Here is a 20,955-nt window from a genome sequence, read left to right on the forward strand (position 1 = left end):
ATGAGGGAGTAAATAATTGTCAACCCCCAAAATAACATAAATTTTCTTGATAGGGGCATTAAAATTTGTTATTAAATTTATCGTTGACAATGAGAATCATTTTCAATAATATTTAATTACTTAAACTCACTATCTCATAAAAAAACGTAAAGCTACTCACGTTAGACAACCATGAGCAGCTTTATTTGAATAAATAAACAATTATTTCTTGTAAGGAGACAAATCTTCTCGGTCTGTCAGCAGCTTGCCTGTCTCGGCATATCGGCAGACGGCTGATGCCACCTGAAAGGCATATGCTCTTCTTGGCAGATCGGTATGGTTGGTTTTACTGTGATGCAGCGTTTCCCTATGGAATATGACAGCATCCCCGGGAGCCATCGGCTTGCAAGGTGCCCCGTTATCCGGATCAGCAGCACGGCGATGTGTTTCACCCGCCTCATTCAGATCCTTTTGACGACCCAAACGATGGGATCTTGGTGCCAGCCACAAGCCTGCGTTCTCTTGAGTAATGTGATCCAATGCGACAAAGCCATTCAGCATATGCCCCAGAATATGCGTGTACATATTATCCTGATGCCAGGCCAAGCCTTCGCCACGCGGGGGCACGACAGCATACATCCCCATCCATAGCTTGACATCGTCTCCCAAAATGCGTTCAAAGGATTCAATAATTCGCGTATCGCTCAGGAAATTGACTGTTTCCGGAAACTGTGCCTGACTTTTGGCCAAGTTTACAGTAGCATTGGACTTCCACTTGCCGTCATTGGATTGCTGGGTGGCGAATTCCGTATTTTCCTTGTTAATTTTATCAACGGCTTCCTGGGTCAAAAAGCCAGGTGCGTAGAAGAAGCCTTCGCGGTAAAATTCTTCAATCATTTCTTCAGTCAATACAAAATTCGATGCATTGGTCGTTAACATGGGTAAACCCTCCTTGTTTGGTATGCTACAAATATATCGAAAAATGATGTTCTTCACTGCTTCAATTCAATCAATTAGTTGTACTTTTGTTCAGCTTTTCAAAGAAATTTATAGAATAAGGCAGAAGTGCTCTTGCTTACCGGTTAGTCTGCATACGGATATACTCATAAGGCTTCCAACGTGACTGCTCAGAGACAGGCTCTTGCCCTTCCCTCGGCTGCAAAGCTGCCCAATGCTCGGCACCTGATTCAGCTGAGCCAACAATATGTGACCATAATTCCTCAACTACTCCATAGGAAAGGGGGAGCCGGCGGTTCGTCACAGGTTCGGATTGCAGTCCAAGTTCAGCCACAATGCGGCTTAAAGCAAGCTCACATGCATCGCAAATCAGTTCACCGTACGCCTGAGTTGCCTCATTGGCATCCGATGCAGCCGCCAACCGTCCCCCAGCCCCCTCCAGCTCCTCAAAAGCTTTTTTGGAAGGATCTATCAGATCAGGACGAATATGCATCAGCATCGAAATCTCGTATTTACCAGCATGATCTCCCGTATACTTACCCTCGACCAGATCAAAATCCGTTCCATACCAAATGTTCATTCCTGTCTGCTCCTGAAACATCCGTGCAATTTTACGCAGATCATGCACATGAGCCCCACCGTGTCCGGACAATATGACCGCCGACTGAAAGCCTGCATTATAGAAGGAACGCAGCTGATACAGGAAAAAATGGTAAAATACGTATGGCGGAACGGATGACATATAAGGATTATGTTCCCCCACATTTGCCTCCAGAAATTTGGCTGAAGGTCCTGACTCATGCACATGATAGTTCATGCTGGGAGCGACAATACCACCCATCTGCTTGGCTACACGTGTGCATAAATATTCAGCTTTGAAGGTATCCAAACCAAAAGCACTGATCTGACCATGCGGCTCACATAAACCAAGCGGCATATACACGACAGGACATTGCTGCTGGCGCTCAATCAATTCAGCCGGGAACAACTCGGCCCACAGCACCTTGGATACAGTTTTTGAGTCATTGCTCATAAATGTCTCCTTGCATGATAGAAGTGTCTGATCCAACGCTCACGTATTTTAATAAGCTCATACAGCTCATCGGGCAAAGCTTCCTTGTCACAAGCCGCGATATTTTCCGCCGCATATTCGAGCACCTGCATCGAAGAAATCGCAACGGTCACACCCGGGTCCTTCAGCACGAATTTAATCGCGAGCTCCGTTAATGAGCTCGCATACTGAGGCACATATTGACGAAGGCGATCCACCTTGTCCAGATAAACACTTCGTGGCTGACAGTCAAAATAATTGTAGCGATAATCCGAATCGGGGATAACGGTATCCTCCTTCAAGAATCCAGTCAGCCCTCCCTCGTCCAGAATAACTCTTGCGATGACAGCCACTTTATTCTCCTGGCAGATTGGAACCAGGCAATCGAGTGCAACCGAGTCAAAAATATTGACGATCGTTTGCACCGAATCAATAACACCCGCTCTAACCAATGAAATCGCATGATCATGCCGGTGATCCGGCAGAGAGACACCCAAATATCGAACCTTGCCTTCGTCCTTCAGCCTGAGCAGCTCTTCCATCCAATAATCAACACCATCCCATTGCGGCCAATAGACATGAAGCTGGAGCAGATCCAGTGTCTCGATATCCATAGCCTGCAGCGATTGCTCCACGCTCGTCCGTATGGATCCGGGCGGATAGGTGGATTGTACATCCAGCGGGAAATGAAAGCCTGCACCAGGTAAGGAATGAGGCGGTGCCGAGGCAGCAGCTTTTGTGGCTATGAACGGTTTTTCCCCGTTCCACTCCTTTAATGCCTTGCCTATAAGCTCCTCCGATCTTCCGTACACTCTTGCGGTATCAATAAAATTAACTCCGTTCTCCAGCGCATACACAAGGGAACGGATCATTGCAGCATCGTCTTGTTGGCCAAAGATGCCATTTAAACCCATACCACCAAAGCCAAGCCTGCTGATGGCTTCACCTGAACGAGCGAACACGGACGTTTGCATATAAGTCTCCCTTCTTAAGCGAATACAGTCCTACTTTAGTTGTATCATGGAAAGCTGTTCAAAACTTCCCCAAACCTGACGTAAAAGTTGTACTTTTGTTCAGTCAACATAAAGAAGACTGCCTCACAGGTCGCTTCAGACCTTGCAGGACAGTCCCATCTTCACTTCATGCCATTGTATCTGCTACTTCACCATGTCGTTTATTTTTTCTTCGCGTACCATTCATTCATGGCATCAATCGCCGCCTTGCCGCCTTTTGCATTAAACTCCTGCACGAACTTATCGAATTCATCCAGGCTTCGTTTACCCATAATGAATTTCAAAGCATTCTCCTCTGCGTAATTTCGCAGCTCATTAAACTTCGTATCATACACTTCCACGGAAGGAGCGTATGCAGTCTCATCACGGTTGCGCTTAAATGGAATCAAAGGCTCATAGTAAGGCAAAAATCCTTTGGCTCCCAGCCGTGCAAAAAAGCTCGGGTCCGAATCACCTAAGAAATACAGCGTGCGCCACGGAATTGCGTTGCTTTGCTCAGCTGTTTGAACGACTTTACCGCCTTCTTCCTTGTAGTCTTCCCCTTCAATTCCGTAGGTCAGCAGCTTATCCGCCTCTGGACCTAAAATAAAGTTCATATATTCCGCAGCACCCTGCTTATTCTTCGCTTGCTTCGGAATAACCCAATAAGTGCCTATCGGACGTTCCTCAGGAAAGCCGGACTGGCCTCCCTTACCCACAACAGGTGCGATGAATTTAAGCGTACCTCCATTGTTCTTCTCCTTCATAGATCGGTCAATGATTTGTGCATCTGACCACGACGTGGTAGTGAATACAGCCGTTCCGTTAATCAATTTGTCCTTCACGTCCTTGTTGATCGAAAACTCCTTATCAATCAAGCCTTCCCCATACCATTTCTTCATCGTCGTTAAAAACTCTTTGTACTCCGGCTGCAGCCAGCTGAATTCCAGCTTGTTATTTTTGGTTACCGCCGTCATTCCTACCCCAAATGCTTGTGCAAACGGTGTGAAGGAACCCGTTAATGAACCTGGATTGGAGGCCATTGCAGTCAGTGGTGCAATATTTTTCTTTTCCTTGATCGTTTTGAGCGTCGTATAAAAATCATCCAGAGTTTCCGGGTCCTTCAGGTTCAGCTCTTTCATCACATCCGAACGTTCAAGCAGACCGTTGCCGACCTTTTGCGCGACGCGGTGAGGAATACCGTACACCTTGCCTTCGAAGCGGGTGGCGTCCAATATTTCCGGTGTAATCATAGCAGACAGGGTCGGAATACTACTCTTGATCAGGTCATCCAATGGCTCAAATGCCCCCTGCTGGGCCAGCTTGAAATAATCCGATTTGTTATTGATGCGAATCAGATCGGGCACATCACCGGATGCCAAAATGATCGAAACCTTTTGCGAGGGATTATCCTTGGGCAGTGCTTCGTATTTAAGATCAAAGCCTGATTTCTCTTTGAGCTGCTTGACCAATTTGTTGCTGTTCATATTATCAGAGCCTTGAAACTGCTCCAACGATGGGTGATAGGACATCATAATCTTTAATTCTTTGTTTTTGGTTGCAGGTTTGCTGGAACTGCTGCCCGCAGTCGTGCTTGTGCCTGAATCGTTACCACAGCCCGCGATTAAGCTAGTTAGCAGAACCGCTGACATCCCTATACATGCCGATTTCTTGTAGTTCATTGAAACCCCTCCTGTTTGTTTAATCATATCATGAAAAGCTGCTTATATAATGAACGGAACGGCACTTATCCTTTTACCGCACCGAGCATAATTCCTTTGACAAAATATTTTTGAATAAACGGATACACACATATAATCGGAATAACCACACATAGAATGGCTGCCGCACGAATCGTCTCGGGGGTGACCTCCTTGAATACATCCGTGATGACCGTATCTGATGTTTTCTCATCTGTCACGAGCTGGAGCAGGAACATTTGCAGCGGCATCAAGCGTCTCTCTGTAATGTACATCATCGCCTGAAAAAAGCTGTTCCAATAGCCAACCGCATAAAACATCGAAATCGTCGCCAGCGCCGGCTTGGATAAGGGCAAGTAAATGGACCAAAGAATACGCCAGTTATTAGCACCGTCCATGCGAACCGATTCCTCCAGAGACTCCGGGACTCCCATAAAAAAATTGCGTATGAGAATCAGGTTAAAAGGAGCCAGCGCAACCGGCAAAATGAGACCCCATAACGAATTCATCAGCCCCACCTGCTTCACGACCAGATAAGTCGGAATCAGACCCCCGCTAAAAAACATCGTGATCACGAACAGCATCATCAGAAATCTGCCGTAGGGCAATGTTTTTTTGGATAAAGCATACGCTGCCAGGACCGTTAGAGCCATACTGATCAAGGTTCCTGCCACCGTAATGAATATCGAATTGCCAAACGAGTAAAAAAATTGCTTGTTGGAAAGCACATATTGGTACGACATCAGATTAAAGCCTTGGGGCCATAGGGTGATGTCCTTGGCTAATACATGTGCTTCACTGCTTAACGATTTGGCGGCAATATGAATGAACGGCAATATCATCGATAAGGAAACGAGCGACAAGAATAGCACATTCACATAGCTGAATACCGATTCACCTTTTGTTTGGATCATGGAGACCACCGTCCTTCTGTCATTAAAATACACCCTCTTCGCCCATTTTTCTTGCCAAATAATTAGCCAGCAGCAGCAGCACACAGCCGATAACGGATTTAAAAAGTCCGGCAGCCGTCGTCAAGCCAAACTGCATTGTACCTAAGCCAACGCGAAATACATAGGTATCAATAATATCCGCAACGTCATATACGACCGGATTGTACATGACCAGAACCTGCTCGAACCCGGCATCCAGCACATGACCAAGCCTCAATAAGAGCAGTACGATGATCGTCGATCGAATACCGGGCAAGGAAACATGCCAAATCTGTCTTAACCTTCCGGCTCCATCGACTGTTGCCGCCTGAAACAGCTCCTCATTAATCCCGATCAAGGCAGCCAAATAAATAATCGCGCCCCAGCCTGCTTCCTTCCACACATCCGAATAGACAAGGATCCAACGAAACAGCCGTTCATCAGATAAGAAAAAAACAGGCTGCAGGCCAAGCACTTCCAACGCCTTGTTGACGATACCACTGTTGGGCGACAGCAAATCTACGGCAATCCCCCCAATAACGACCCACGAAATGAAGTGAGGCAGGTAGGTAACCGTTTGCACAGCACGCTTGAACCGAACCAGCCTAAGCTCATTTAAGAGCAGTGCCAACAAAATTGGGGCCGGGAATCCGACGATCAGCTTCATCAGGCTGATGTATAACGTGTTGCGCACCACTCTTGGAAATTCATCAAACAAAAACAGCTCGCGAAAATATTGCAGTCCAACCCATTTGCTGTTCATGACTCCCTGTATGAGGTTGTAGTCTTTAAATGCAATCACAACGCCGTACATCGGGACATATTTGAAAATAATCAAAAAAAGTAAACCAGGCAGTACCATCAGATAAAGATCCACGTATTTGAACCGGAATCTTTTCGAAACTGCTTTCATCGCTTTCTCCCCTCGCTGTCTGATCTTGTTTTATTTGTCTACTATAACGTGGATGACCTATCTTTCGTACCCCAGTTCTAAACCTTTACATGCAACTTTTTTGCGAACTAGTTGTCTAACGCACAAAAAAGCCGGATCGCTTTCCGACTTTCCTGTTTGAACACGCTCATTTATAAATTTCGCTGGGCTTGACTCCCCAGTACTTCTGAAAGCTTTTGGAAAAATAATTCACATGCTTATATCCCACCTGCTCAGCCGTGTCGTACACCTTAATACCCTTGGTCAGCAATTCCTTGGCTCTTTCCATACGCAGTCGAAGCACATAATCGGAAAAGGATTCCCCGGTCACTTCCTTGAATGTCCGGCTTAAGTAGGAATAGCTGATAAACATTTTTTCGGCAACCAGATACAGATTCAATTCCTCTTCGTGCAGCCTTTCCTGAATAAACCCGATTACCTGACTCATGGCAAGCTGCGTGCCGGTTTGCCGCCGTTCGGTTATCGTTTGGCTAATACGTGAAGTCATCCGGCGCAGCCATTCGCCAACCTGCTCTTTGGATAACAGCTGGTTGAAGTTTTCAAAATCCGCATAATCCTGCTGCAGCGCTTCACGCAGTGTCCATCCGTGGATATGGATAATCCTTGCCAACAGACACGTAATTCGCCACAGCATTTCCTTCGCCTCTGTTACAGGTGTATGAGCAGAGAAACCAAGCTCCATCATCTGTTGAATAAAGGCTTCGCATTTCGTACGGTCACCTGTTTCAATAGCGACCTCATATTCCTTCTCCAAATGGCTCATCATCATCCACGAATCCTGAATCGAAACCACATCCCTATACGGAATCGCGATTTCATTGCCCAAAATAATCCTCTCCTGCAGAGCCATTCGGCTTTGCTTATAGGCATTGGCGAGCAGCTGTTTGTCTGCTACCAGAGGCCCTATACCTGCACTCGCCGTCAGCTTGAGACAGTCCTTAACCGTCCCGAGCAGCCCGCTAATGAGCGGATTCACTCGCCCGTACAACGTTTCATCCTGCTCTTCATCCGGCCATATGAAGACCACAGCGGTCATGCCGTCATCATCCTGCAATACCACACATTCCTGATCAGCCAGCACATCGCTCGCAATGGTAGCAAGCAAAAATTGCACGAGTGATCGATCGTGTACCTGAAAACGGCCGTTGTCCTCCGAGATGGGGTCCATATCAAATATGATGGGCAAATATTTGCGGGCATCCAGAGATAGCAGAAGATCCCGGCTTCTTTTCTCAATCTCCCATATGGAATAGCGCCCATTCAACCAATTTTTATAAAACATCTTTTGCAAATCCGGCAGCTGCTCATTCCACTTGGCTTCGAGTATGGCTATATTGTGCTTCTCGTTAATTTCCCGCTCCCTGACTGCCTTGGCATCCAGTACTGTCCGCATAATGAGCTCGTTCTCCGCCGGCTTGACCAAATACTGGAACACGCCATATTCGATGCTTTCCCGCGCGTATTCAAAATCGTCATAACCGGTTAAAATAATAACCTTAATAAGCGGGAATTTCTGTTTCAGCCATTTGGCCAGCTCCAGTCCGCTCATCAAGGGCATCTGAATATCCGTGAGCACGATATCAATATGATCCTTTTGCAGAATGGTTAATGCTTCCCTGCTGCTGCCGACGGCCGCTACCAGCTCTACTTGATTATCTGCCCATTCGATCCCTTCCGCAATCCGCTCCCTGACATGATGCTCATCCTCAACGATTAACAGTTTCATGTTTATCCTTCCTTCCCATTGGCAAAATCAACGTTACTTTCGTACCTTTGCCTTCTTGGCTGTCGATTAACAAATCAGCGTCACCGCCATAATACAGCTTGATCCGTGATTTCACATTTTTCAATCCATAATAGAGAATCGTTGGTTTATCTGGAGAGCTCATATACGATTTGCTCGTGATTTTGTCCATTTCCATGATAATTTCCTGCAGTCTGTCTTCGGGGATTCCGACTCCCGTATCCTCCACCTCGACATATAATCTGTCTTCTACAATTCGCGAGCGAATGTATAAGTAACCCTCATTCGGGCTTTGTTCCAGTCCATGGATGATCGAGTTCTCCACAATGGGCTGTAGAAGTAATTTCAGGATCTGAAGCTCCTTCGTTGCCTCATCCAGCTCGATTTCCACGGTGAAATGATCCTTGCGGATTTGCTGTACACGCATATAATACATCAGATGCTGAACCGTCTCCGCCAATGTGAAAGAGTCTCTGCCTTTACCCAGACTTACACGAAAAAAACGGGCCAGATTAATGACCATTTCGCTTATTTCCGGAATACGTTTGCTTGAAGCAACCGAATAGATTGAATCCAAAGTATTATACAGAAAATGCGGATTAATCTGCGACTGCAGCAAGCTGAATTCGGCCTTGGCCAGCCGCAGCTCCTTTTCGTAATCATCTTCAATCATTTTACGCTGTGCAGCCGCCATTCGATTGAAGCCATTCATCACAAAGCCGAACTCATCCTTCCTCTGATGTACAACCTCGAAAGCCAGATTCCCGCTGCTGAATTGTTTAAAGGCACCCGATAGCTGCTGCAGCGGTTTGGAAATGCTGCTGTACACGAGCCATGCAATCCATATCGCCAGCATAATACTGATAGCTGTAATCAAATAAGTAAATTGCTGAAGAATATGAGATAGCTTGAATACCTCCTCCCTCGGCTGCTCCAACCGCATCGACCATTCACCCTTTTGTACGGTAATCGAAAAAGGCTCCTCCTTATGCAAATTTTCCGAATTTGGATTGGTTTCGAGCACAAATCCGTCGTTGTAGAGCAGTGTAATGTTCATATTGATCGAGGTTTGCAGATTTTGGATGATTTTTTGAAAAGATCGCTTGTCGACAGCCAGCACCATCACATTCGGTTCTCGAGTACTGCTGAGCACATCCAGCAGACGCATATAATAAATCATGTCCTCACTCATATACAGCGACGGATTGCGACTCTCCCTGGTCGGCACATATACTACCAGCCCTCCGCTCCCTTTAATCGTTTGCTGAAACCAATAATCCTTTTTCACATCAGGCCATTTGATTCCCCCCTTCAGTGTGGAGACTCCGTTACCGCTTTCACCATGAATGATAAAAGCATCCTTGACCGCTCCATTCACGTTCGTCAGCGCAGTCAGCTGCTGCTGAACGGTATGGATGCCATACAAATGGTCCGGGCTTAAAGGATTCTCGATTCCTTTCCAGATATCGACGATGTTGGGATTGGACGCAATCAGCAGTGTTTGCTGATCCATATTTTGGGTTAGCTGATCGATATACTCCAAGGTAGTTAGCAGAGCCCCTTTGGTTCGGTCACTAATTTGCTCATTCATAATGCTTTGCGAATAATAATTGGCAAATATGCTGACACTCACGAGCGGCAGCAGGATCAATAGGAACGTCAGCGTCAGCTTCGTCTGCATCGAATTCAATCTCGACAAGCTTCTCATGCCTGCTCCTCCTTCCGCTGCCCGATCGCTTGAGGTCCGGCATGATTGGAGGGTGGATGTCCGGTGATTTTCTTATACATCCGGTTAAAATAGGATTGATCGCAATAGCCGAGCTGATCAGCAACCTGCCCAATCGTCATCGGCGAATTCAGCAGCAAATCGCGGGCGGCATACACACGCACCTGATGCAAATAATCGATTGGGGTCTGTCCTGTCACCTCGCGGAATATTCGTGTCACATAATTAGGAGTCCGGTCAACGAGCTGTGACAGCTCTTCAAGACGAATTTGTCCGCGGTAGCTGTCGAGGATATACTGCTGAATCGTCGCTACCATGGACAGCTTTTTCAACGGTAAGTCTGCATGATCCGCTTCTCTTGCTGCAATACCGAGCAGCTCCAGCACGATGCCCGTACAGATCAGCTCGTAATGCGGCAGCTTGCCAAGCCACTGCTGCAGCAGCAGTGAAAAGCGCTGCTTCATATATTCATGATTCCGGGTATGCAGCAGCAGATACGGCTTGTGTGCAAGCAGCGGAATGGAGGTGTGATCTGCTGCACCAGAGGACTGGAACAGAAATGCGAACTTTTGATGCATTTGAATACCATCCCCGATGCCTGCACGAAGTGTGCCTTTGGGAATAAACAGTATATCCCCTTTTGTAAGCGGTATATCCTCGTGGTTCAGTCGATAGGTCAATTGACCACTGACCACATAGATGAAAATATGGGCTTCCGTGATCTCCTCTGCCTTCCTCCATTCAGGACCAACCTCCTCCAGAAGAACGGATTTTAATTCAATCATCGCGGTTTCACCTCATATACATGTTGTTTTGCTCATTCGTTTCATTATCAATTCTTCGCTAAGTGTTACGGCTAATCCCCCCCATTATAGTCAGTAATCATCGAATTGTCCAAATAATAATTGTTTTGTTTATCGCAAGCAGAAGCTTATTTTTTTATACTGAACTAGAAATCAATCAGCCGTTGTGAAAGGAATGACAATATGAAGCTTCCAGCCCAAATCATTGATTGCGATGTTCATCATGCACTGAAGAGCCCTATGGATCTCGTGCCTTACTTGAAAGAGCCATGGAAAAGCAGAGTTATCAAATTCGGTATACAGGGCGGCGGTGGCACGTATACTTCGCCTATTGGCGTACAGCGTAAGGATGCTTATGCGGATGACGGACGGGACGCAGCAGCCTATCCTGAGCTCGTAATGGAGCATCTGGTTGATGCTTATCGTATGGATTATGCAATACTTACCGGCAGCACCTATGCAATGTCCATTCATCCCGATGCCGATTATTCCACGGCTATTGTAGCAGCCTATAATGACTATTTGATTGATCATTGGCTCCCGAATCATCCAAAGCTTAAAGGCTCTATGACCGTGGCCACACAAGACCCCCTGCAGGCAGCCCGGGAAATCGATCGGATTGGACCACATCCCGATATCGTACAGGTCATACTCATTAGCGCTACTCACATTCCCTATGGAAACCGCTACTATCATCCGATTTATGAAGCGGCAGAGAGGCATGGGCTTCCTGTTGCCATCCACCCGGGAGCCGAAGGAAGCGGCATTTCCAATCCGCCTACTGCGGCGGGTTATGTGAGCAACTATTTTCAATGGCACACTTGCTTGTCACAAAATTTCATGGCTCAGCTCGTTAGTATTGTGCTGGAAGGCGTGTTCGAGAAATTCCCGCGCTTAAAATTTGTACTCGTAGAAGGCGGAGTAGCCTGGCTTCCCCATCTGATGTGGCGAATGGATAAAAACTTCAAAGCACTGCGCGCAACCACTCCATGGCTGAAGAAGATGCCCAGCCAATACATCCGTGATCATTGTTATTTGACCACACAGCCGATTGAAGAGCCAGATAATCCCAAGCATTTGCAGCAAATATTTGAAATGATGGACGCGGAGAATATCCTATTATTTTCCAGCGATTTCCCGCATTGGGATTTTGACGACCCTTTCATGATCATGAGAGGTTTGTCCGCTGAAGCGAAACACAAGATTTTTTACGAAAATGCCCGTCAGCTGTACCAGCTAAAATAAGAGCAGATGCTTTCGATGTGAGTTTTCTGCGAAAACTTGGCAGATGCTTTCGATGTAAGTTTTCTGCGAAAACTTTAAGGAGGTTCCCACATATGGCCGTTTATTATATTGCTGAAGCCGTTGACATTCCGCCAGGGAGTCACAAGGTAGTGGAGGTATCCGGTCGATCGATCGGTGTTTACAATATTAAAGGGGAATTTTACGCCATTCACAATTATTGTCCGCATGAGGGTGCGCCTTTGTGCAGGGGTGACGTTTGTGGAACAACACTGGATTCCGGCGTATATGAGTTTATATATGGAAGAGATCAGGAGATCGTTCGCTGTCCGTGGCACGGCTGGGAATTTGATATCAAGACCGGAAAGTCGTTGTTTAATGACAAAACGCGTACCCGAAGCTATACAACACAAGTTGACGAAGGCAAAGTCGGAGTTGTTATTGGCTAAGCTCCAGTCGTTACCCATTGCCTGTCAACGAGTGTAGATTGCTTTGCAAATGTCATCTTGCAAAAGCCGCCGGAGTTGATGCTCAGGCGGCTACTGCTCGTAGATGATAATGCTGTGAATCTCTATTCTTGCTCAGGTTTATTTCGGCCAATGCCACTCCACAAAATCATCGCTCCACGCGATTCTGATACAAGCGTGGGTATCTAAGATTTGATTATGGTATCAGCTCTTTATTTGCCGTTTTTGTTATAATCGGCTGTGAACTCTTCCATGATCTTGCCGCCGCCGCCTTTAACCCATTTGTCAACGGCATCGCTCCAGCCTTTGTCATCAAGCTCACCTAATACGTATTTGGTTTGCGCATCGGTAATCGCCTTTTTCAAGTCCACGCCTTTTTCTGTGTTGGTATCGGATAATAATGCAGCGCTTAGATCATTAACCGCGATACCTTTATTGTCAGCGAACATTTTGTCAATCTTGGTTTCAATCGCATTTTTAGTAATCTTGATGCCGCCGTACTGATCGCCCCATCTTAGGTTAACAAACTCACCAGATAGCTGCGAGCCATCGACTCTTTTCGTTGCTCCATTTTCAACCTTGTAGTCAGTCCCTTCAATTCCGTTATTGAGCAGTGTGAGCATCTCTTCATCACCCAACTTGTCCAGGAACGCCAGCACCTGCTTCATCTTGGCTTCAGTCGTAACACTCGATTTCGGAATGACGATCAGAGAATCATAACCTACAGTGCCTCTTACCTTTTGTCCTTGCGGGCCATCGAAATTCTCAGCGACATCAACGACCACTTTTGGATTCGCTTTAATCATATCCAAATGACGGGTAGCGCCATCATCGATAACGGAGAAATACATGCCCGCTTTGCCCTGGTTAAAGTAATCGTATTTCTTGGCAATCGGGAAATCCGGGCTGATCAGCTTTTCGCTAACCATCTTTTTATAGAGGTCCAAAGATTTCTTGAACTCTGGATATAGGAAATCAGGTGTAATCTTGCCGTCCTTCAGTCCCCAGCCGTTCGGTCCACCATTGTAGATCGTCAGCTGCTTCAGCAATTCCATCGTAGCATCCTCCTGGATACCGGTTGTATTGTTCTTCCCATCCTTATCCGGGTCATTTAACGTGAAGGCTTTCGCCACATTGTATATATCATCAGCTGTTTTAGGAGTTTGCAATCCCAGATTATCCAACCAATCCTTGCGGAATATCATACCGTAACGAGCCAATACGCGCTCCCGCGGGATTCCATACAGCTTGCCGCTGACGCTCGCATTTTTAACTGCAACCGGATTCATCTTGCTGAGGTTTTTCGTGTCTTTAATAAATGGAGTCAAATCCCAGTACATGCCTGACATTTGCGCGTTCAGCATGGCGGATTCCTTTGTTTTACGGATCAGCATCACATCAGGCAGCTTACCGGAAGCATTGGTCGCACTAACCTTGTCGTCATAGGCTGTACCCGCTCCAGGTACCCAGATAATATCAAGCTTCGTATTGGTGTACTCTTCGATCTTTTTCTGAATGGGACTATCCTTCTTGGGCGGCTCAGCACCTTGTTGAATCATCATAATCTGAAGCTCTAACGGCTTGGCTGGTGTGCCTGCTGCCGGTTGTCCGGCAGGTGTTTCGGTTTTGCCTGTGCAGGCTGCCAGCAATGACACCGACATGCAGGTCAAACAAACAACGCTAATCATTTTCGCAAACTTACGAGTTTCATTCGTTTTCATAGTTAAGTCTCCTCTTCATCTCTAGTTTAGTTTAACCCTTTACTGACCCCAATAACGCGCCTTTGGCAAAATGCTTTTGCAAAAACGGATATACAATCAGAATTGGCAGCGTTGAAAGCACAATAACTGCCATCTTGACCGTTTCCGCTGGTGGAGCAACAAAATCCTCACCGAAATTCGTAGAATCTCCAATCCCTCCCTGCGATAGAATAACGATTTGTCTGAGCCATACCTGAATTGGCCATAGCGTGCTGTCGTTAATATATAGAACGGCATTGAAGTAAGCATTCCAATGCCCTACCGCATAAAATAAAGCGAGTGAAGCCAATACAGGTGCCGACAATGGCAGCACAATCCGGAACAAAATCCCCACATCGCTGCATCCATCAATCCGTGCTGCCTCTTCCAGACCATCAGGCAGGTTTTGAAAAAAGCTGCGCATAATAATCAGGTTAAAGGCACTGATCAAGCCCGGAATGATAAGAGAGCCAACATGATCGAGCAGCCCCGTCTCCTTCACGACCAGATACGTAGGAATCATCCCGCCGCTGAACAGCATCGAGAACACGACCAGCTTCATGAACAGCTTGACGCCCATCAGCTCTCTTTGCGCCAGCGGATACGCCATTAAGGCGGTGAACAACAGATTCGCCAGCGTTCCAACTACCGTGATAAATATCGAAACACCAAGGCTGGATACAATAATGTCCGTCGATAAAATATACTTGTAACCAACCAAAGAAAATTTGGTAGGGAATAAGATAAATCCTTTCCTCAGCAGTTCCTCAGGAGCTGTCAGTGACGAAGCGATGATAAAGATAAAAGGCAGGATACAAGCGGCGGCAATAATGAGCAGAAGCAAGGAATTGATGCCGTCAAGCAATCTGCTGGATAGTTGTTTTTCTACCATATGGGTTTGATCCTCCTTCGAGTTTGACTGGAAATCTAATAAATACCCTCTTCACCGAACTTCTTGGCTAAGCGATTCGCCCCGGTTACCAACAGCAGCCCGATGATCGATTTAAACACACCCACCGCTGTACTGTAACTGAACTTCCCTTGCGAAATCCCCGTCGTGTATACATACGTATCGAACACTTCTCCAACCTCGCGGTTTAATGGATTAACCATCAGGAAAATTTGCTCGAAGCCGGAATCAAGGAACGTGCCAATCCGCAAAATAAGTAAAATAATGATCGTACTGCGAATCGCAGGAAGCGTAATATGCCACATTTGTCTCCACCGGTTAGCCCCGTCGATGCGGGCCGCTTCATACAATCCAGGATCGACACCAGCGAGCGCAGCCAAAAAAATAATCGTGCCCCATCCCGTTTCTTTCCATATCACTTGTGAAGTAATGATCGTTCGGAACCAATCTTTGCTTAGCAGAAACTTGACTGGCTCAGCCCCCATACTGTTCAGCATCGTATTGACGATTCCGCCCTCTGTCGAGAAGAACAGGAAGCTGATCCCGACCACAACTACCCACGATACAAAATGCGGTACATAGATGAGTGTTTGAATCCATCGTTTAAATATATCTCGGCGAACCTCATTGAGCATCAGCGAAATGATAATCGGTAATGGAAAGAAAAACACGATGTTATATACAGCCAGAATGAATGTATTCTTGAACAGCTGCCAGAACATCTCATTGCCAAAAAACGTTTCGAAATGCTTGAACCCAACCCACTTACTCCCAAAAAAACCCAGGAATGGCTGGTAATCCTGAAACGCAATGAGTATACCCCACATCGGCATATACTTATAAATTAGGAAGTACAGGAGTCCCGGAAGCAGCATAATAAAAAACCATTTTTGTCGTTTGAATCTTCGTTTGAAAGCATTCATTTTGGAATCTGAAATGGATGGCTTCGTTTCAGATACAGCCTGCATCTTGGTTCACTCCCCATTCACCCGTTGTATGGTTGTTTGTCTGTAGCTCATACTTTAAAGGCAATGCCCGTTACCGTCTACAATCACGGCAGCAGATCATGGGTTGTGAGAGCCTCAGAGGCCGGTTTATGTGCCAATTTGATCATTAATAATCATTATGGCAGATCGGATAATCTCTTAAGAAGCCAAAAAACCTCCTTGATGGGAGGTTTCGCTGATGGCTCTATATAGTTTCAGCATAAAAAAAATTCGGTTTAACAATTGCATCCTCATATTGCCGATGAAAAATAGGTGTCGTCGCAGGCGATAAGGGAGGAATCAACCAGGACCAATTCCCGGTCACCTGACGATCCTTCTTTTGCTCGTTAGCCTCAAATCTCATAAATTGCTGGGCGGCTGTATGGTGGTCGACGATGGCTACGCCATGCTGCCTGAAAGAATCCAATACGGCTAAATTCAATTCGACCAGCGCCCGATCCTTCCATAAGGTTGAATCCCTGCTCGTATCGAGTCCCATCAGATCAGCTACCTTGGGCAGCAGATTATAACGCCCCGTATCCGCAAGATTCCGCGCTCCAATCTCAGTCCCCATATACCAGCCGTTGAAGGGTGCTGCTGTATAATGAATGCCTCCAATCTCCAGCCGCATATTGGAGACCATTGGCACGGCGTACCATTGCATCCCCAAATCGGCAAAGCCAGGGAGCTCCGGATGGCTCAAAGGCACCTCCATGATGAGCGATGACGGAATCTCAAATAGCCGCGGTACTCGATCGCCTATTTTTACCAAGAGCGGCAGCACGTCAAAGGAGCCCCCGGCTCCCGTCCAGCCCAGCTCCTGGCAAAGCTTCGTGAGGGCAACGGAATCCGGATCTCCAACCACACCACCATCGGTTTCATAACCCGCGTAACGAATGAGTTGGTGATTCATAATGCGAATCTGCTGCTCCGGCTGAATGGCAGGCTTGAAAATAGTGATTGCCGGACGAATCCGACCACCATTCGTAGCGTATTCGATATGACGGTACAGTGCCTGCACGATCTCCTCCTCCGTTTCCAGAGTGCGCGCATCGATAACATGCAGGGTCTCCCAGAACAACCTGCCGATGCATTTATTGCTGTTGCGCCATGCGAGCTTGGCTCCATATTGCAGTTCCTCCAACGTATGCTCATAAAAGCCCTGTTCGGCCATCGCTTGCCGGATCTCTATAATTCGTTGTTCCATTTCACCCATTGTTTTGCCTGTTTCACTGTAGCATATATGAATAAACTGCTCGGCTTCTTCAACGTCATGATAAGCATTCATATTGAATTCGTACTCCCGTCCTGATCATGTGCTTTCTATTATAGTAAAAACGAGTGTTTATTCCAAATGGGAGATCTAAGAATGGAGAACTTTTTGTCGAAATATGTCCATTAATTGACTGCATACAAAAAAAGAATGCCAGTTTAACTAACATTCTTCAGGTATCCAAATATTTTTTGCGATAATCGCCGGGAGTCATATCCTCCATCTTGCGGAAATACCGAATGAAGTTTTGCGAATTCTGATATCTGAGCCTTTCCGCAATTTGCGATACCTTCATATCGGTTTCCAGCAGCCATTTTTTCGCCTGATTGAGCCGATATTGGGATACATAATCACTGAAATTCACTCCTGTTTCCTTACGAAACACCGTCTTAAGATAATTCGGATGATAATTAAGCCGCGTCGCACATAGATCCAGTGTCAGGTCGGACTCAAACTCTTCATGGATAATTTCGATCATATGCTCGGAAATATTTTTATTCTGGCTTTCCCACTTTTTGTTCAACAATGTGACCATCGGCTCCAGCACTGTTTTCATAAACCAGCTCTCGGTTTCTGCAATCGTTTTGAGGTTAAAGAGCTGCTCAAACAACTGCCTGTCCTCCTGGGAGGAGGCTTGCAGATTCTCGCCTGCATTCTGAATCTCGCGAATCAGATCGGCCAGCAGCCGGAACAAAATCATCTGGTATTCCTGATGCCGAATAGGATCGCGCAGCATCACAGTAAGAAACTCGTGCAGCAGCTGCTGGGCCTTGTCCAAATCGGGAATCTTGAGCGCATCGATAAGCTGCTTTTCGATCCATTCGGGGAAAATTGTCTGAATCCGATGGTCAGGCAGCACATCCTCAACATGCAGAATGGCCTCTTCACCAAAGCGAATTCTATACTTTAATGCCTCCAGACTTTCCCGGTAAGCCTGCGCCCCTCTATTCAAATTTGTATAGAAGCCACTGATGCCTATGCTGATCTGCAGCCCCAGTATTTCTTTGACCGTTGTCTGAATCAGCTCTGAGAGGGCATACACATCGTTCTTGCCTTGCTCGGACGAGGAAGTCCTGTTCCTCAGCAGTGTCACCTGATTGCCGCCTATAACGACAGGTTCAAGACGGGATTCCGGAAGTGTCAGCTCCGAGACGATATTGTTAACCGCAAACATCAGCAGGTCATGATCATTTTCCTGAAAACGCGTTCCCGCTAAAGTGTCAATTTGTACTGTCAGCACACAATAGGAGTCACCGCCCCATTCATACTGAAATTGCTCTGACTTTTCCTTAATTTCTTGACCATTCAGCTCACCTAACAGCAATTTTCTCACAAAAAATTCCTTCAGCTGCTTCGTATGTCCCTGTATTTGATCCAGCAGTCTTGATTGTGAGGTTCGCAGCGAAACAATATGTTTGCCAATGAATTGCAGCTCATCCTCATTTCTGTTCTCGATAGCTTTATCTCCAGCCGCGGACTCGAATACAAGACGAATGGGTGTGTAGATTCGATTGGAACCGATTAACGATAGCACCAGCAAAATAAGAAATACCCCCGTGCACACATAAAACGTGTACCAGCCGATCGCCCCTGACTCCTTCGTAATCTGTTCAATGGAAACAAGTGAAACATAGATCCAGCCGTTAAAAGCAGATTTTTTGTAAGTGATACCGATGGACCCATCCTGGAGACGAAGTTCATTGCTGCCTTTATCCTCTGTCGATGCTTTTAAATGTTGAACCACCTGATCAATCTTTTCCTGCGAAAAATTGGGATTGGACACCTGTGTCAATAAGCGGTAATCCGCATCAAAGACAATCGTGTCCGACACGCCGTTATATTCGGGAATCAGCTTTTGCAGTCTATAGTTAGGAACGTTCGCAACAATCACACCGGATGTGCCCTTATAGATATTGATTGGCAGCTTCTTGACCAGCAAAATATGGGAGTTACCTTCGTTGGTAACCCACTTGGATGATTCTGCAAACTGTGTTCGTGCTGTCAGCGTTTTCAGTTCGATGTCCGTCATAGATTGCGTGAACCCGCTGTTGTCGAGTGTCCATCTATGCGCAAAGCTCGCAAGCTGTACATTGGAAATACCTAAATCATACGATTGCAGCTTGTACAGGCCATTCGCCAAGTCGGTCACTAACATAAAATCCCTGGCCTCAAAGCCGCGGGTTATCGATTCGCTGACAATTTTACTGTTACTGAATTGGACAATTGCGTTATCGATCGTTTGCAATATCTGTTCAACCTTCAATTCCGTCTGCGTCAGCACTTGCATGTTGCCCTCATTAACCTTTTCCTGAACAATACCCTTGGCTTTAAAATAAGATAAGATACCTAAGGATACGACGGGGATCGTAACCAGGATCATACTAAAGAGAATGATTCTCCGTAAATATTTGGATTTATACATGGCATTCCCTCACGATTCAAGCTATAGTCATCACGTTTGATGAGATGGAAAATATATACATTCAAAACGTCTCGGCACAACTGTTTTTCAATGGTATCTGGTTTCTACATTATATAGAATACAAAATGGGGTTACAAATCAGCCCCTATGCTCTCTAAGTTATCTGTTGGTGTCATGATTGTATATAATCATTAGGGCAGATTGTCGGTAATCAGTACTTTGAGGCATGCCAAATAACTGCGACGTCCCTAAGGATGCCGCAGTTCAATTTACTTCTATGCTTCATTTCCTATCAGGCAGCTATTCTTCCTTGCCTTCAATGCCGCTGATGACCAAGCTGCGGACTGAATCCCGCAAACTATCGCGCATATCGGAAGGTGTTCCTTCGTCTGTTACAAGTGTATGAATGCGGTTCAGTACCATGCCAAACAAAAACCCGCTGCGGTTGACCTTTGACGAATCCGCCATCAGAATCAGATGATTGCTCTGCTCGACCAGCATCTGCGCAATTTGCAGCGGTTCCCACTTGGAATAATAGATGCCCTCTGGCCCAAAGCCCATGCAGGAAAACAGCGCCTTATCGAATCGGTACTGACGCAGCTCACAGTGCAGCTTGTAGCCGAACGTCTTGCCGTCCTCATCGACCTCTCCGCCAACCAGATAAACCTTCAGCTTCCCCTTCTTCTGAATCAGATTCAGCGTAACCATAGCCGAATTCGTAACAATCGTAAGGTTCTTGTCATCAGGGATGTAACGGGAAAGCACCAGACCGGAGGTATTTCCGTCAATAAAAACGCTGTCGCCCTCCTCCAGCAGCTTCACAGCTTCACGGGCAATCGCCTCTTTACGCTCCAGATTGAGCTGCATCCTTTCGTAATAAGGCATATCCCAGGTGGTCTGCTCTCGCTTCACCGCTCCGCCATACGTTCTGCGTAAAAATCCCTTCTCGTCCAAAATACGAAGATCCCGGCGGATGGTTTCCACCGAGACTTGATACGTATCGACCAGCTCTTCAACTGAGACGCTGCCGACACGCCGTACTGCGATCATAATTTCATTTCTCCGATGAACTGAGCTCAA

17 protein-coding genes are annotated in these 20,955 nt (G+C 46.4%); 2 read left to right on the forward strand and 15 right to left on the reverse strand.

The features are described 5' to 3' along the window. Positions 1–201 precede the first annotated feature (201 nt). From LRL21_RS02320 to LRL21_RS02360, 9 genes are all read right to left on the reverse strand, one after another. Positions 202–918: a phytanoyl-CoA dioxygenase family protein gene (locus LRL21_RS02320; RefSeq protein WP_240414135.1), complete on the reverse strand. Its 717-nt coding sequence runs from the start codon at positions 916–918 to the stop codon at positions 202–204. Between the two features lie 136 nt (positions 919–1,054). Beyond that, entirely contained in the window at positions 1,055–1,969 is a 915-nt protein-coding gene (locus tag LRL21_RS02325; protein ID WP_240414136.1) for a creatininase family protein, read from the reverse strand. Next, positions 1,966–2,961, reverse strand: a complete 996-nt coding sequence (locus LRL21_RS02330; RefSeq protein ID WP_240414137.1) for an aldo/keto reductase — start codon at positions 2,959–2,961, stop codon at positions 1,966–1,968. Before LRL21_RS02330 ends, LRL21_RS02325 begins: the two co-directional genes overlap by 4 nt. A 200-nt stretch (positions 2,962–3,161) precedes the next feature. Continuing rightward, on the reverse strand, positions 3,162–4,661 hold the full coding sequence (locus LRL21_RS02335) for an extracellular solute-binding protein (protein WP_240414138.1): 1,500 nt from the start codon (positions 4,659–4,661) through the stop codon (positions 3,162–3,164). A gap of 65 nt (positions 4,662–4,726) precedes the next feature. After that, positions 4,727–5,593, reverse strand: coding sequence for a carbohydrate ABC transporter permease (locus LRL21_RS02340; RefSeq protein WP_240414139.1), 867 nt, complete (start codon positions 5,591–5,593; stop codon positions 4,727–4,729). A 22-nt stretch (positions 5,594–5,615) separates the two neighbouring features. Continuing rightward, on the reverse strand, positions 5,616–6,524 hold the full coding sequence (locus LRL21_RS02345) for an ABC transporter permease (protein ID WP_240414140.1): 909 nt from the start codon (positions 6,522–6,524) through the stop codon (positions 5,616–5,618). Positions 6,525–6,690: 166 nt separating this feature from the next. After that, positions 6,691–8,289: a response regulator gene (locus LRL21_RS02350; protein ID WP_240414141.1), complete on the reverse strand. Its 1,599-nt coding sequence runs from the start codon at positions 8,287–8,289 to the stop codon at positions 6,691–6,693. After that, positions 8,270–10,015, reverse strand: coding sequence for a cache domain-containing sensor histidine kinase (locus LRL21_RS02355; RefSeq protein ID WP_240414142.1), 1,746 nt, complete (start codon positions 10,013–10,015; stop codon positions 8,270–8,272). Before LRL21_RS02355 ends, LRL21_RS02350 begins: the two co-directional genes overlap by 20 nt. After that, complete coding sequence (locus LRL21_RS02360; protein WP_240414143.1) at positions 10,012–10,818, reverse strand: helix-turn-helix domain-containing protein; 807 nt, start codon at positions 10,816–10,818, stop codon at positions 10,012–10,014. Before LRL21_RS02360 ends, LRL21_RS02355 begins: the two co-directional genes overlap by 4 nt. 201 nt (positions 10,819–11,019) lie before the next feature. Here LRL21_RS02360 and LRL21_RS02365 point away from each other — a divergent pair, with 201 nt between their 5' ends. Beyond that, complete coding sequence (locus LRL21_RS02365; protein ID WP_240414144.1) at positions 11,020–12,081, forward strand: amidohydrolase family protein; 1,062 nt, start codon at positions 11,020–11,022, stop codon at positions 12,079–12,081. 92 nt (positions 12,082–12,173) lie between these two features. After that, on the forward strand, positions 12,174–12,527 hold the full coding sequence (locus LRL21_RS02370) for a Rieske (2Fe-2S) protein (protein WP_076228251.1): 354 nt from the start codon (positions 12,174–12,176) through the stop codon (positions 12,525–12,527). Positions 12,528–12,757: 230 nt separating this feature from the next. On the opposite strand, the gene LRL21_RS02375 is transcribed toward LRL21_RS02370, so the two are convergent. From LRL21_RS02375 to LRL21_RS02400, 6 genes are all read right to left on the reverse strand, one after another. Next, complete coding sequence (locus LRL21_RS02375; protein ID WP_240414145.1) at positions 12,758–14,266, reverse strand: extracellular solute-binding protein; 1,509 nt, start codon at positions 14,264–14,266, stop codon at positions 12,758–12,760. Positions 14,267–14,297: 31 nt separating this feature from the next. Further along, entirely contained in the window at positions 14,298–15,176 is an 879-nt protein-coding gene (locus LRL21_RS02380; RefSeq protein WP_240414146.1) for a carbohydrate ABC transporter permease, read from the reverse strand. A 35-nt stretch (positions 15,177–15,211) separates the two neighbouring features. Further along, positions 15,212–16,117 (reverse strand): ABC transporter permease, encoded by a 906-nt coding sequence (locus LRL21_RS02385; RefSeq protein WP_240414203.1) that lies wholly within the window; start codon positions 16,115–16,117, stop codon positions 15,212–15,214. A 268-nt stretch (positions 16,118–16,385) separates the two neighbouring features. Then, a complete protein-coding gene (locus tag LRL21_RS02390) occupies positions 16,386–17,468 on the reverse strand; it encodes a nitric oxide synthase oxygenase (RefSeq protein ID WP_240414147.1) in 1,083 nt (360 codons plus the stop codon). Between the two features lie 157 nt (positions 17,469–17,625). Further along, positions 17,626–19,875 (reverse strand): helix-turn-helix domain-containing protein, encoded by a 2,250-nt coding sequence (locus tag LRL21_RS02395; RefSeq protein WP_240414148.1) that lies wholly within the window; start codon positions 19,873–19,875, stop codon positions 17,626–17,628. A gap of 300 nt (positions 19,876–20,175) precedes the next feature. After that, positions 20,176–20,955 carry a DeoR/GlpR family DNA-binding transcription regulator gene (locus LRL21_RS02400; protein WP_240414149.1) on the reverse strand — a complete coding sequence of 260 codons (780 nt, stop codon included), beginning with the start codon at positions 20,953–20,955 and terminating at the stop codon, positions 20,176–20,178.

The sequence above is a fragment of the Paenibacillus periandrae genome, assembly GCF_022458865.1.
Classification (GTDB): domain Bacteria; phylum Bacillota; class Bacilli; order Paenibacillales; family NBRC-103111; genus Paenibacillus_S; species Paenibacillus_S periandrae.

Bases quoted from the DNA above. Each gene is read 5' to 3' on its own strand.
- LRL21_RS02320 (WP_240414135.1), bottom strand. From the start codon at position 918: ATGTTAACGACCAATGCATCGAATTTTGTATTGACTGAAGAAATGATT.
- LRL21_RS02325 (WP_240414136.1), bottom strand. From the start codon at position 1,969: ATGAGCAATGACTCAAAAACTGTATCCAAGGTGCTGTGGGCCGAGTTG.
- LRL21_RS02330 (WP_240414137.1), bottom strand. From the start codon at position 2,961: ATGCAAACGTCCGTGTTCGCTCGTTCAGGTGAAGCCATCAGCAGGCTT.
- LRL21_RS02335 (WP_240414138.1), bottom strand. From the start codon at position 4,661: ATGAACTACAAGAAATCGGCATGTATAGGGATGTCAGCGGTTCTGCTA.
- LRL21_RS02340 (WP_240414139.1), bottom strand. From the start codon at position 5,593: ATGATCCAAACAAAAGGTGAATCGGTATTCAGCTATGTGAATGTGCTA.
- LRL21_RS02345 (WP_240414140.1), bottom strand. From the start codon at position 6,524: ATGAAAGCAGTTTCGAAAAGATTCCGGTTCAAATACGTGGATCTTTAT.
- LRL21_RS02350 (WP_240414141.1), bottom strand. From the start codon at position 8,289: ATGAAACTGTTAATCGTTGAGGATGAGCATCATGTCAGGGAGCGGATT.
- LRL21_RS02355 (WP_240414142.1), bottom strand. From the start codon at position 10,015: ATGAGAAGCTTGTCGAGATTGAATTCGATGCAGACGAAGCTGACGCTG.
- LRL21_RS02360 (WP_240414143.1), bottom strand. From the start codon at position 10,818: ATGATTGAATTAAAATCCGTTCTTCTGGAGGAGGTTGGTCCTGAATGG.
- LRL21_RS02365 (WP_240414144.1), top strand. From the start codon at position 11,020: ATGAAGCTTCCAGCCCAAATCATTGATTGCGATGTTCATCATGCACTG.
- LRL21_RS02370 (WP_076228251.1), top strand. From the start codon at position 12,174: ATGGCCGTTTATTATATTGCTGAAGCCGTTGACATTCCGCCAGGGAGT.
- LRL21_RS02375 (WP_240414145.1), bottom strand. From the start codon at position 14,266: ATGAAAACGAATGAAACTCGTAAGTTTGCGAAAATGATTAGCGTTGTT.
- LRL21_RS02380 (WP_240414146.1), bottom strand. From the start codon at position 15,176: ATGGTAGAAAAACAACTATCCAGCAGATTGCTTGACGGCATCAATTCC.
- LRL21_RS02385 (WP_240414203.1), bottom strand. From the start codon at position 16,117: ATGAATGCTTTCAAACGAAGATTCAAACGACAAAAATGGTTTTTTATT.
- LRL21_RS02390 (WP_240414147.1), bottom strand. From the start codon at position 17,468: ATGAATGCTTATCATGACGTTGAAGAAGCCGAGCAGTTTATTCATATA.
- LRL21_RS02395 (WP_240414148.1), bottom strand. From the start codon at position 19,875: ATGTATAAATCCAAATATTTACGGAGAATCATTCTCTTTAGTATGATC.